The following is a 12,031-nucleotide window of genomic DNA, read 5'->3' as shown; positions in this document are numbered from 1 at the left end:
CATGTTTTCTACAAGCCTCAGCGTCAACGACCTGCTGTATTTGCTCGAGGGGGCCTGGGTCACGCTGCAACTGACCGTCTGGTCGATCCTTTTGGGCACCCTGGCCGGGTTGCTGTTCGGTCTGCTGCGGGCATTGTTGCCACGGGCCAGCCTGCCGTTGGCCTGGTTGCTGGACGTGTTCCGCAGCGTGCCGCTGCTGATCCAGTTCGTGCTGTTCAACTCGCTCAAGAGCATCGCCGGCCTGAACCTCAGCGCCTTCGCCGTCGGTTGCATCGTCCTCGGGGTCTATGCCGCGGCTTACTTCACCGAAATCGTCCGAGGTGGCGTGCTGGCGGTGCCGTTGAGCACCCGCCGGGCCAGTCGGTCACTGGGCCTGAGCTATGTGCAGGACCTGCGGTTCATCGTCCTGCCGATTGCCACCCGGGTGGCCTTTCCCGGCTGGCTGAACCTGGTGCTGGGCGTGATGAAAGACACCGCCCTGGTAATGTGGATCGGCATCGTCGAATTGCTGCGGGCATCGCAAACCATCGTCACGCGCATTCAGGAACCCCTGCTGGTGCTGTGCATCGCGGGCCTCATTTACTACGTCATGAGCCTGGTGGTCGCCCGCCTCGGCGCACGCCTGGAAAGAAGGTGGCAGGAAAATGATTGAGATCGAAAACGTACACAAATCCTTCGGTGACCTGGAAGTGGTCAAGGGTGTGAGCCTGACCGTGGACAAGGGCGAAGTGGTGTCGATCATCGGCGGTTCCGGCTCCGGCAAGTCGACCTTGCTGATGTGCATCAACGGCCTGGAACCGATCCAGAAAGGCAGCATCCGCGTGGACGGCATCGAGGTCCATGACCGGACCACCGACCTCAATCGCCTGCGGCAGAAGATCGGCATCGTGTTCCAGCAATGGAACGCCTTCCCCCACCTGACCGTGCTGGAAAACGTGATGCTCGCGCCGCGCAAGGTGTTGGGCAAAAGCAGGCAGGACGCCGAAGCACTGGCGGTGCAACAGCTTGAACATGTGGGCCTGGGGGACAAGCTCAAGGCCTTCCCCGGCAAGCTTTCCGGCGGCCAGCAGCAGCGCATGGCCATCGCCCGGGCGCTGGCGATGTCGCCGGACTACATGCTCTTCGACGAAGCCACCTCGGCCCTGGACCCGCAACTGGTGGGCGAAGTGCTGGACACCATGCGCATGCTCGCCGAAGACGGCATGACCATGGTGCTGGTGACCCACGAGATCCGCTTCGCCCGGGACGTGTCCGACCGCGTGGCGTTCTTTTGCAATGGCCGGGTCCATGAAATCGGGCCGCCGGACCAGGTGATTGGCAATCCGGTGCAGCCGGAGACGGCGGCTTTTCTCAAGTCGGTGAAATAGCCGATGGCCCCTTCGCGAGCAAGCTCGCTCCCACACTGTTTCGTGTGCACCACAAAACCCTTTGTGGGAGCAAGGCTTGCCCGCGATGAGGCCCGACCAGACACACAAGGATTTGACTCATGCGCTCATCAAAAATCATCCATGTCGTCAGCTGCCACGCCGAAGGCGAAGTCGGCGATGTGATCGTCGGCGGCGTCGCCCCTCCACCCGGTGCCACGGTGTGGGAACAGTCACGCTGGATCGCCCAGGACCAGACCCTTCGCAACTTTGTCCTCAACGAGCCCCGCGGCGGTGTGTTCCGCCACGTCAACCTGCTGGTGCCAGCCAAGGACCCACGGGCGCAAATGGCCTGGATCATCATGGAACCGGCCGACACCCCGCCGATGTCCGGCTCCAACTCGCTGTGCGTCGCCACCGTGCTGCTGGACAGCGGCATCCTGCCAATGACCGAGCCCCAGACCCGCCTGGTGCTCGAAGCGCCGGGTGGCCTGATCGAAGCGGTGGCCGACTGCCGCGACGGCAAGGTGCAACGGGTCGAGATCAAGAACGTGCCCTCCTTCGCCGACCGCCTCGATGCCTGGATCGAAGTCGAGGGCCTGGGCTCGTTGCAGGTGGACACGGCGTATGGCGGCGACAGCTTTGTCATCGTCGACGCCCAGCGCCTGGGCTTTGCCATCCGCCCTGACGAAGCCGCCGAACTGGTGGCCGTGGGTTTGAAGATCACCCGCGCCGCCAACGAACAACTGGGCTTCGTGCATCCGTTGAACCCCGACTGGTCGCACATCTCGTTCTGCCAGATCGCCGCGCCCATCGTCCAGGAAAACGGCATCGCCACCGGCGCCAATGCCGTGGTGATCCAGCCCGGCAAGATCGACCGCTCGCCCACCGGCACCGGCTGCTCGGCACGCATGGCGGTGCTGCACGCCAAGGGCTTGATGCAGGTCGGCGAGCGTTTTATCGGCCGCTCGATCATCGGCTCCGAATTCCTCTGCCGCATCGACTCACTGACCGACGTGGCCGGACGCCCGGCGATTTATCCGTGCATCGCCGGACGGGCGTGGATCACCGGGACGCATCAGCTGTTGCTCGACCCGGCCGATCCGTGGCCCGAGGGCTACCGGCTTTCGGATACCTGGCCGGGTGCATGACTTTTTTGAACTGGCTTCGCCCCCCTGTGGGAGCAAGGCTTGCCCGCGATGAAGTTGACGCGGTCTTCCGTGAAACCGAGGCGCCTGCATCGCGAGCAAGCTTTGCTCCCACAGGGGATTTGTTGTGAATTCACTTTTACCTGCGTATACGAAATACCATAACCGGAGACAACCCATGAGCAAACGCATCAACTGGAGCGGCGTCTTCCCTGCCGTCACCACCCAATTCAACGACGACTTTTCCATCAACCTGGAAAAAACCCACCAAGTGATTTCCAACGTCATTCGTGACGGTGTTTCCGGCCTGGTGGTCTGCGGGTCGGTGGGGGAAAACACGTCCTTGAGCGCCGAGGAAAAAATCGCCGTGACCGAAGTCGCGGTAGACGCCTCCCGTGGCCGCGTGCCGGTGATCTGCGGCGTGGCCGAATTCACCAGCGTGCAAGCCGCCAAGGTTGCCAACGCGGTGCGCAAGGTTGGCGTCGACGGGGTGATGCTGATGCCGGCGCTGGTCTATGGCTCCAAGCCGTTCGAGACCGCCGAGCATTTCCGCTACGTGGCCCGGCATGCCGACGTGCCGCTGATGGTCTACAACAACCCGCCGATCTACAAGAATGACGTGACACCGGACATCCTGATTTCCCTGGCCGATTGCGACAACGTGGTGTGTTTCAAGGATTCCTCCGGTGACACCCGGCGCTTTATCGACGTGCGCAACGAAGTCGGCGACCGTTTTGTGTTGTTCGCAGGCCTTGATGACGTGGTGCTGGAAAGCCTCGCTGTGGGGGCCGAAGGTTGGGTCTCGGGCATGTCCAACGTGTTCCCGCAGGAAGGCGAGACCATTTTCCGCCTGGCCCGCGCCGGGCGCTTCGCCGAAGCGATGCCGATCTACGAATGGCTGATGCCGATCCTGCACCTGGACGCCCGCGCCGACCTGGTGCAATGCATCAAGCTGTGCGAAGCCATCGCCGGCCGCGGCAGCGCCCTCACCCGCCCACCGCGCCTGGCCCTGCCGGAAGCGGACCGGGTGTATGTGGAGCAGATCATGGCCAAGGCCCTGGCGAATCGGCCGGTGTTGCCGGATGTGGGGCTTTGACCACAAGGCATGACGCTAACCGGCGGTGATTGTGCCGCCGCTATCGCGAGCAAGCTCGCTTCCACAGGGACCAAGGTGCAAGGAGGATTTGCAGCCCATACAAAATCCCTTGTGGGAGCGAGCTTGCTCGCGATAGCGGTCTGCCTGAGCCGGCTATGCTGGATGTGCCGACTAAATCGCGAGCAAGCTCGCTCCCACAAAGTCTTGACGAGGCTTCCCATGAATTATTTCCTGGCCCAGGCTCTGAACAATCAGTGGGCCAACCACCGGCTACTCACTGCCTGCGCGCAGTTGAGCGAGGCTGAATACGAAGCGCCGCGCACGGGGTTCTTCCCGTCCATACAAGCCACGCTTTGCCACATCCTGGAAGTGGACCGCTATTACCTCACTGCCCTGGAAGGCGACCGCGATGGGCAGATAAAGGACTTTTCCGAGACCCTGGCCTTTGCCCAACTGAAGCAAAGCCAAACCCAAACCGACCAGCGGCTGGTGGCGTTCTGCGAAACCCTGCGGGAGAAAGACCTCGCCCGCTGCGTGGAGCTGGTACGTGTCGACGGTGTGGTGCGCGAGCGCATCGACCGGCTGCTGTTGCACCTGTTCGAACATCAGATCCATCACCGCGGCCAGGTGCATTCGATGCTCAGTGGCACCGGCATCAAGCCACCGCAGCTCGATGAATTCTTCCTCGATTGCGACCGTACTTTTCGGCAAGACGAAGAGCAGCAACTGCAACTCAACGAAACGACCGTCTGGCAAGACTATCTGCCGGACTGAACGTCGCCCCTGGCCGAAAAAATGCGATGGCCGCTGCCGGCCATCGCCAAATCGCCCACGTCAGGCGCTCTCAGATCCGTGCGGGAGACACGATGATTTTCACGTTGTGCTCCTTGTTATTGACCAACTCCTCGAAGCCCTGGCCGACAATCTGCTCCAGCTGGATGCGTCCAGTGACCAGCGGCGAGATGTCCAGGCGTCCATCGGCGATGAAGGCAATCACATCGGCGAATTCGCCGTTGTAGGCCAGCGCGCCGAGCACCTGTTTTTCGGTGGAGACCAGTTCGAAGAAATTGAATTGGCTGGGTTCCTCGAAGATACCCACCAACACGCATTTGCCGGCCTTGCGGATCAGGTCGATGGCCAGTTTCGCGGTGTGCTTGTTGCCGATGCATTCGAAACTGACATCGGCCCCCAGGCCACCGGTCAGGCGGCGGACTTCGGCCAGGGCGTCGCATTCATTCGGATCGATCACATGGCTGGCCCCGACTTCCAGGGCCTTGGCCTTGCGCGCACCGGACATTTCCAGGGCGATCACCTGGGCCGCGCCGGCGGCCTTGGCGCACATGATGGTGCACAGGCCGATGGTGCCGGCGCCAACCACCACCACGTTCTGACCCAGCAGGCTCCCGGCCTTTTTCACCGCATGCATGCCCACCGCCAACGGCTCTATCAACGCACCGGCCTCGGCTGGGAAATCGGCAGGCAGTTTATAGAGCAGGTTGGCCGGTACGTTGACCAGTTCGGCGAACGCACCGTTGTTCATCAGCCCGGTGAAGGCCAGGTTCTCGCAAATGTTGTAGAGCCCGTGGGTGCAGTAATAGCAGGTACCGCAGTGCTGACAGGCGTCCGCCGCCACCGGTTCACCGACACTGAAGCCTTCGACGCCGGCACCCAGTTCGACGATCTCGCCGCAGAACTCATGGCCGAGGATGCACTGGCCCTTGATTCCGGTCAGCGGGTGTGGCGCGTCCACCGGGATGAACACCGGCCCGGCCACGTACTCATGCAGGTCGGAGCCGCAAATGCCGCACCATTGCACGCGGATCTGCACCCAACCGGCGGGCGGCGAAACCGGCAGTGGCACGTCTTCGACGCGGATGTCGTTGCGGCCATGCCAGACGGCGGCGCGCATGCTGCGGGTCGGCTTGATTGAAACGTTCATGACGTTGCCTCCAGAATTTTGTAGGGACGACGACGCATGTCGCCGCCGCTTGATCAGTGCTGCTCGATGAACCCGAGGATCAGCCGGTTGACCTGCTCGGCCGCTTCCATTTGCACCATGTGGCCCTGGCCGGACAGCACCTCCACCTGGGCTCTCAGCCCGTCGCTATGGGCCGCCGGGATAATTGCGTCATCGCTGCCCCAGATCACCAGGCTCGGTACGTCGCCGGCCTGCACCACTTCGCGCAAGTCCATCTGTTGGCGGCCGTCGGCGAACAGCGTCGCTGACAGTTGCTGCAGCGCCGCGTCCACGCCCTCCAGGCGCTTGTACTTGAGCATGTCGTCGAGCATCTGGCGGTTGACCAGTTCGGCATTGGAAAACAGTTGCACCAGTTGCGGCTTGAGGGCGTTGCGGTTGGCCGCTTCGACAAAACCTTGCAGGTAGCTGCCGTTGATCTCCGCGCCCAGCCCGGCGCTGCCGATCAAGGTCAGCGACCGGACTCGCTGGGGCATCAGGCGTGCGGCGTTAAGCGACACCGCCCCACCCATGGAATGCCCCACCAGATGCGCGGCGTTGATGTCCAGGTGATCGAGCAAGGCCAGCACCACGCCGCTCAATTCGTCCAGATCGCCGCGTTGCAGGGTTTTCGAAGATTCGCCGTGGCCCGGCAGGTCCAGCGCAATGACCCGACGCCCGGCCGCCAACGCCTCGTGGTTGAACAGCCAGTTGTTCAGGTCGCCGCCGAAACCATGCACCAGCAACAACGGCGTACCGCCCTCGCCCCGCTCGAAATAGCGGATCACCCGGCCGTCCAACTCGACTTTCTGCGGTTTCGGTCCACTGTCTTCGTCGGCCGCATCGCCGGGCACAAAGGTCGATTGGAACTGCTCGATGACCGCATCGATCTCGGCCTCGCTGGCATCGCCGTCGACCACGATGCCTAGCAAGGCGCCGACCGCCAGGGTTTCGTCCTGGCGGGCGATCTGGCGGCGCAGGATTCCGGAAAACGGTGCCTCGACGCTGCTGGAGATCTTGTCGGTCTCCACGTCCATCACTTCATCGCCCTTGGTGATGGCCTGGCCCTCCTCCTTGAGCCAGGCATCGACCCGGCCCTCGGTCATCGACAGGCCCCACTTGGGCATGGTCAGGGTATGAATCTGGCTCATCAGCGCTTGCTCCACTCGATCACGTTGAGCACGGCTTGTTCGATCTTCGCCGCGTCAGGGATGTACAGGTCTTCCAGCGAATCGGAGAACGGCACCGGGGTGTGCGGCGCGGTGACCATTTCAATCGGCGCCTTGAGCGCGCCAAAGGCTTTTTGCGCCACCAGCGCCGAAATATCGGTGGCCATGGAACAGCGTGGGTTGGCCTCGTCGATCACCACCAGGCGCCCGGTCTTCTCGACACTTTCCAGGATGCTGTCCTCGTCCAATGGGCTGGTGGTGCGCAGGTCGATGACTTCGCAGTCGATGCCACGCCCGGCCAGGCTGCGCGCCGCGTCCATCGCGGTGTTGACGGTGCGCCCGTAGGACACGAGGGTCACGTCCTTGCCGTCACGCAGGAAGTTGGCCTCGCCAAAGGGAATGGTGTAGAGCTCTTCCGGCACCTCGCCCTGCATGCTGTAGAGCAACTTGTGCTCGCAGAAGATCACCGGGTCGTTGTCGCGGATCGCCTGGATCAGCAGGCCCTTGGCGTCGTAAGGCGATGACGGGCACACTACTTTGAGTCCCGGAATGTGCGTCCACAACGACGTGAGCATCTGCGAATGCTGGGCGGCGGCGCGCAGGCCGGCGCCGACCATGGTGCGGATCACCAGGGGCGTGGAGGCCTTGCCGCCGAACATGTAGCGAAACTTCGCCGCCTGGTTGAGGATCTGGTCCAGGCAGCAGCCGGCAAAGTCGACGAACATCAGTTCGCACACCGGGCGCACGCCGCAGGTGGCGGCCCCGACCGCCGCGCCGACGTAACCGATTTCCGACAGCGGCGTGTCCAGCACGCGTCCGGGGAACTGGGCGTAAAGCCCCTTGGTAACGCCGAGCACACCGCCCCAGGCGTCGTTTTCACCGGGTGCGCCAGCACCACCGGCCACGTCCTCACCCATGATGAAGACGCTGGAGTCGCGGCGCATTTCCTGGGCCAGGGCCTCGTTGATTGCCTGCTGATAGCTGATTTTTCTCGCCATGATGGGATTCTCTATTGTTGTTATTCAGGGGGGCGTTCAGGGATAGCTGACGTAGACGTCGGTCAGCAGGTCCGCCGCGGTGGGCTTGGGATCGGATTTGGCCTTGTTCACGGCGTTTTCAATCAGCATGTCCACTTCCTTGTCGATCTGGTCCAACTGCTCGACGGTGAGCAATCCGGCCCGGGTGGTGCGTTCGCGGAACTGCATCAGGCAGTCCTGGTTCTCGCGAAAATGCTTGACCTCGTCGGGCGCCCGATAGGTCTGGGCGTCGCCCTCGAAGTGACCGTAGTAGCGCGTCAGCTTGACCTCGATCAGCGACGGCCCTTCCCCGGCACGGGCGCGTTCGACGGCGGCCCCGGCGGCCTCATGCACGGCAAAGAAGTCAAAGCCATCCACCGTCACCCCGGGCATGCCGAACCCGGCCGCACGGTCGGCGATGTGATCGCAGGCCACCGACCAATTGGAGGCGGTGGCTTCGGCGTAGCCATTGTTTTCGGCGATGAACAGGCACGGCAGGTTCCACACCGAGGCCATGTTCATGGCTTCGAACACCGCGCCCTCGTTGGAGCCGCCGTCGCCGAAAAACACCACGGCAACGCTGTCGGTGCCCTTGAGCCGGGCCGCCAGTGCGGCGCCCACCACCAGCGGCGCGCCGGCACCGACAATGCCATTGGCACCGAGCATGCCCTTCTCGAAATCGGCGATGTGCATCGAACCGCCCTTGCCTTGGCAGACGCCGGTTTTCTTGCCATAGATCTCGGCCATCATCCCGTAGACGTCCACGCCCTTGGCGATGCAATGGCCGTGACCACGGTGGTTGGACGCGATGCAATCGTCATCGCCCAGATGGGCCATGACGCCGGCGGCCGAGGCTTCTTCGCCGGCATACAGGTGGACGAAACCGGGAATTTCGCCGGTAGCGAATTCCACGTGCAGGCGCTCTTCGAAGGCGCGGATGGTGCGCATCACCTGATAGGCGTGCAGCAGTTGATCGTGGGTGAGCGGTGTCGACATTTTTATTCTCCTGGGGTGTCTTCTTGAAGATTCAGAGGGTGTTGCGGGTGTTCGCGGCCGATGGCCAGCAAACGGTGTTGCGCGGCGTAGGCCAGCACCGCGTTGACGTCGATGCTCAGCGGGCCGCCAGCATCAAGGGTGACCGTGGGCCGGTCCTGCGCGTTGAATTCGATTTCCCGTTCGCCATCCAGGGCCAGGGTGCCGCTGGAGAGCGACAGGCCGTGGGCGATGCCAGGTTCCAGGGGCCCGGCAGCGAGCACGCCACAGCCTTGCAGCAGCCCTGGCGCAAGCGGCACCAGCAGCGCTTCGGGGGATTGCGGGTCCAGGCGCATCCAGGCACCACCCGGTGCCTGGCGCGACACCGGAAACCACAAGCCGCACAGCGCCGACAGGCCAATGGATTGCGGTTCGGCGAAGGTCACGAAGACTTCGGCCAGGTCCTGTGCGCGACTGATCGCCCGGGCGCCGACAAACCGCAGCGGCGACACGGCGACGTCCACCAGGGCGACTTCGCGCAAGCCACGTCCGGCATCACAGACCAACAAGCGCTTGTTGCGGCGCAAGCCGATCGAGTCCGGGATTCGGCCACTGGCGTACAACCCTCCGGCCAAGCCCGCACTGGTGGCCTCGCGCAGTTCGGGAAAGGCGTTGTTGGTGCCGGTGGACAGGGTCAGCAACGGGATGTCCCCCACTTCGGCGGCCACCGCCTTGTGGGTGCCGTCGCCGCCAAGCACGGCGATCAGCGCCACCTCGCGCTCGGCCATCAGGCGTGCGGCCCGGCGGGTGTCTTCGACGGTCTGGCGCAGGGTCAGGTCGAGAAACTCCAGGGCCGGCCAGTGGCTGCTGCGGGCCTGGCGGCTGTGGCTGTTCTTCAGCACGGCGGCGGCCATGCCAATCATGTCGGTGGGCATCAACACCTGTTCGATGCCGGTGGCGCCGAAAGCGGCCAGCAGGCGCTGGATCACCGAGACCTTGTCAGTGCTGGAAAACAGCCCGGCATTGGCGGTCAGGCGCCGCACGTCACGGCCCGATGCAGGGTTGGCGATGATGCCCACGGTCAATGGCCGGCGACTCATGACACCACCGTGGAGGGGGCAGGCACACGGCCTGGGCAGGAAACCATAGACACCTCGTTGTTATTATTGGATGACCCGTCGAGCGGGCCCCAGAGGTAGAGCAAGGGCGGTGCCAGTTGTGAAAAAAACCTGCTCAAAGCCCGGGCCAGAGCGGCCCCCATGGGATTTTCGATGACGCGAACCGAGCCCCGGTGAGACGCCCCATGTCAGCCTGCACGAGGTTTCGGCGAGACTCTGAGACGTGGCGTCTCACACCGCCCGAAGAACCCGTCGAGCTTGTCTGCACCCGGCGAACGGCGCTTAATGTGCGCACAACGATAAGAAGCTGAATCGGAGGCCTCTATGCTTTCCGCTCACTCCCGGGCGCACGTGGATTGCGTCAGCCGCGTGGTGAAAAACGCGAACCAATTGCCACAACTGCCCGTCCCGGACCTGATCCTCGACTCCTGGCGCCGGTCCATGGAGCAACATCACCTGGACCCCGGTTCGCTGCAGGGCCCGCGCATCCTGTCCCAGGACGTGCTCAAGCAATGCCGTGAACGCTCCGAGCTGTTCCTCAATATCGCCAGCGAAGAAGTGGCTCGCCTCCATGGCCGGGTCCGCGATGCCGACTACTGCGTGCTACTGACCGATGCCCAGGGCCAGACCATCGACTACCGGGTGGAAACCACGATTCGCAATGACTGCCGCAAGGCCGGGCTGTACCTGGGCACCTGTTGGTCGGAGGGCGAGGAAGGCACCTGCGGCGTGGCGGCGGTGCTCACGGCCAAGGCCCCGGTGACGGTGCACAAGCGCGACCATTTCCGGGCGGCGTTCATTGGCCTGACCTGCTCCGCCGCGCCGGTCTTCGATCCCCAGGGCGAATTGCTCGGGGTGCTGGACGTCTCGGCGGTGCGCTCGCCGGATGATCGGCGCTCGCAGCACCTGATCCGGCAAATGGTGGTGCAGAGCGCCCGGGAGATCGAACAGGCGTTTTTCATGAGCAGCGCCCAGGGTTACTGGGTGCTGCGGGCCCATCGCAACGCCGGCTACGTCGACAGCCAGCCGGACTTCCTGTTCGCCTGGGACGACGACGGTTGCCTGCAAGCCTTGAACCCGGCCGCCCGCCAGTACCTGCTGCAACATTACGGGCAGTTGCCGCAACACATCGGCCAGGTATTCGACCAGCAGTTGCTGCACCGTGCCCGGGACGAAAGCCTCTGCTCGCTCGATCACGCCATGCACGGGCGCTTGAGCGCGCCACGCCAGCGGGTCAGTTCACGTTCGCGGGTGGCGATGACCCCGTTGGAAATCGATCCACGCCTGGCCGACAGCCTGCGCCTGGCGGTGCGGGTGAAAGATCGCAACCTGCCGGTGCTGATCCAGGGCGAAACCGGTTCCGGCAAGGAAGTGTTCGCCCGTCAGTTGCACCAGGCCAGCCAGCGCCGTGATCGCCCTTTCGTGGCGTTGAATTGCGCCGCTATTCCGGAAAGCCTGATCGAGAGCGAACTGTTCGGCTACGTCGCCGGCGCCTTCACCGGCGCCTCGGCCAAGGGCATGCAGGGCCTGTTGCAACAGGCCGATGGCGGCACCTTGTTCCTGGATGAAATCGGCGACATGCCGCTGGCCTTGCAGACCCGCCTGCTACGCGTATTGGCCGAGGGTGAAGTGGCGCCGCTGGGCGCGTCCCGTCGCAAGGCCGTGGACATCCAGGTGATCTGCGCCACCCACCGCGACCTGGAGACCCTGGTGACCGCCGGCGAGTTTCGCGAGGATTTGTATTTCCGCCTGGGTGGCGCGCGCTTCCAACTGCCCCCGTTGCGCGAACGCAGCGATCGGCTGGCGTTGATCAATCGAATTCTTGCCGAGGAGTCGACGCTGTGCGGGGCAACAGTGCAATTGAGCAGCGCGGCCCTGGAATGCCTGCTCGGCTATCACTGGCCGGGCAATGTGCGCCAGCTGCGCCATGTGCTGCGTTATGCGTGCGCGGTGTGCGAAGCCAGCGTGGTCCAGCTCAGCCACCTGCCCGAGTCAATGCACCGCGTGGACGTCACCGACCACGGACCGGAACCGAGCGCCAGCCCGGAACGCCAGGCACTGCTCGATGCCTTGGTGCGCCACCGCTGGAAACCCACCGCCGCCGCCCGGGCCCTGGGCATTTCCCGGGCGACCCTGTATCGACGGGTAAACCTGCATGGCATCGAAATGCCAGGCCGCAGCCCGGCCTGAGGGC

Annotated in this window: 11 protein-coding genes; 6 read left to right on the top strand and 5 right to left on the bottom strand. The window is 63.8% G+C overall.

The features are described from left to right. The first annotated feature begins 1 nt into the window (after position 1). From AB4O22_RS09415 to AB4O22_RS09395, 5 genes are all read left to right on the top strand, one after another. On the top strand, positions 2-652 hold the full coding sequence (locus AB4O22_RS09415; protein WP_003202560.1) for an amino acid ABC transporter permease: 651 nt from the start codon (positions 2-4) through the stop codon (positions 650-652). Further along, positions 645-1,367, top strand: coding sequence for an amino acid ABC transporter ATP-binding protein (locus AB4O22_RS09410; protein ID WP_003202562.1), 723 nt, complete (start codon positions 645-647; stop codon positions 1,365-1,367). The genes AB4O22_RS09415 and AB4O22_RS09410 overlap by 8 nt, the downstream gene beginning before the upstream one ends. Before the next feature lie 119 nt (positions 1,368-1,486). Further along, on the top strand, positions 1,487-2,515 hold the full coding sequence (locus tag AB4O22_RS09405; protein ID WP_027911915.1) for a trans-3-hydroxy-L-proline dehydratase: 1,029 nt from the start codon (positions 1,487-1,489) through the stop codon (positions 2,513-2,515). 175 nt (positions 2,516-2,690) lie between these two features. Next, positions 2,691-3,608 (top strand): dihydrodipicolinate synthase family protein, encoded by a 918-nt coding sequence (locus tag AB4O22_RS09400; protein WP_003202565.1) that lies wholly within the window; start codon positions 2,691-2,693, stop codon positions 3,606-3,608. A 219-nt stretch (positions 3,609-3,827) separates the two neighbouring features. Next, positions 3,828-4,382, top strand: a complete 555-nt coding sequence (locus AB4O22_RS09395; protein WP_223472253.1) for a DinB family protein — start codon at positions 3,828-3,830, stop codon at positions 4,380-4,382. Positions 4,383-4,452: 70 nt separating this feature from the next. Here AB4O22_RS09395 and AB4O22_RS09390 read toward each other — a convergent pair whose 3' ends face one another. From AB4O22_RS09390 to AB4O22_RS09370, 5 genes are all read right to left on the bottom strand, one after another. After that, the gene (locus AB4O22_RS09390; RefSeq protein ID WP_003202570.1) at positions 4,453-5,517 is read right to left on the bottom strand and encodes a 2,3-butanediol dehydrogenase; all 1,065 of its coding nucleotides are present in this window, start codon (positions 5,515-5,517) and stop codon (positions 4,453-4,455) included. An 83-nt stretch (positions 5,518-5,600) separates the two neighbouring features. Beyond that, positions 5,601-6,713, bottom strand: coding sequence for an acetoin dehydrogenase dihydrolipoyllysine-residue acetyltransferase subunit (locus tag AB4O22_RS09385; RefSeq protein WP_013693529.1), 1,113 nt, complete (start codon positions 6,711-6,713; stop codon positions 5,601-5,603). Continuing rightward, positions 6,713-7,729, bottom strand: coding sequence for an alpha-ketoacid dehydrogenase subunit beta (locus tag AB4O22_RS09380; RefSeq protein ID WP_013693530.1), 1,017 nt, complete (start codon positions 7,727-7,729; stop codon positions 6,713-6,715). The genes AB4O22_RS09385 and AB4O22_RS09380 overlap by 1 nt, the downstream gene beginning before the upstream one ends. A gap of 36 nt (positions 7,730-7,765) precedes the next feature. After that, positions 7,766-8,743 (bottom strand): thiamine pyrophosphate-dependent dehydrogenase E1 component subunit alpha, encoded by a 978-nt coding sequence (locus tag AB4O22_RS09375; RefSeq protein WP_003202577.1) that lies wholly within the window; start codon positions 8,741-8,743, stop codon positions 7,766-7,768. A gap of 2 nt (positions 8,744-8,745) precedes the next feature. Then, positions 8,746-9,819: an ATP-NAD kinase family protein gene (locus tag AB4O22_RS09370; protein ID WP_024616710.1), complete on the bottom strand. Its 1,074-nt coding sequence runs from the start codon at positions 9,817-9,819 to the stop codon at positions 8,746-8,748. A gap of 342 nt (positions 9,820-10,161) precedes the next feature. On the opposite strand from AB4O22_RS09370, the gene AB4O22_RS09365 reads away from it, so the two are divergent. After that, a complete protein-coding gene (locus AB4O22_RS09365) occupies positions 10,162-12,027 on the top strand; it encodes a sigma-54-dependent Fis family transcriptional regulator (protein WP_460096168.1) in 1,866 nt (621 codons plus the stop codon). Positions 12,028-12,031 lie beyond the last annotated feature (4 nt).

The sequence above is a fragment of the Pseudomonas sp. S3_B11 genome, assembly GCF_054667715.1.
The sequence above is the reverse complement of the archived record's forward strand: the minus strand, read 5'-3'. Positions and strand labels throughout refer to the sequence as shown.

Bases quoted from the DNA above. Each gene is read 5' to 3' on its own strand.
- AB4O22_RS09395 (WP_223472253.1), top strand. From the start codon at position 3,828: ATGAATTATTTCCTGGCCCAGGCTCTGAACAATCAGTGGGCCAACCAC.
- AB4O22_RS09370 (WP_024616710.1), bottom strand. From the start codon at position 9,819: ATGAGTCGCCGGCCATTGACCGTGGGCATCATCGCCAACCCTGCATCG.
- AB4O22_RS09390 (WP_003202570.1), bottom strand. From the start codon at position 5,517: ATGCGCGCCGCCGTCTGGCATGGCCGCAACGACATCCGCGTCGAAGAC.
- AB4O22_RS09365 (WP_460096168.1), top strand. From the start codon at position 10,162: ATGCTTTCCGCTCACTCCCGGGCGCACGTGGATTGCGTCAGCCGCGTG.
- AB4O22_RS09385 (WP_013693529.1), bottom strand. From the start codon at position 6,713: ATGAGCCAGATTCATACCCTGACCATGCCCAAGTGGGGCCTGTCGATG.
- AB4O22_RS09410 (WP_003202562.1), top strand. From the start codon at position 645: ATGATTGAGATCGAAAACGTACACAAATCCTTCGGTGACCTGGAAGTG.
- AB4O22_RS09415 (WP_003202560.1), top strand. From the start codon at position 2: ATGTTTTCTACAAGCCTCAGCGTCAACGACCTGCTGTATTTGCTCGAG.
- AB4O22_RS09380 (WP_013693530.1), bottom strand. From the start codon at position 7,729: ATGGCGAGAAAAATCAGCTATCAGCAGGCAATCAACGAGGCCCTGGCC.
- AB4O22_RS09375 (WP_003202577.1), bottom strand. From the start codon at position 8,743: ATGTCGACACCGCTCACCCACGATCAACTGCTGCACGCCTATCAGGTG.
- AB4O22_RS09405 (WP_027911915.1), top strand. From the start codon at position 1,487: ATGCGCTCATCAAAAATCATCCATGTCGTCAGCTGCCACGCCGAAGGC.
- AB4O22_RS09400 (WP_003202565.1), top strand. From the start codon at position 2,691: ATGAGCAAACGCATCAACTGGAGCGGCGTCTTCCCTGCCGTCACCACC.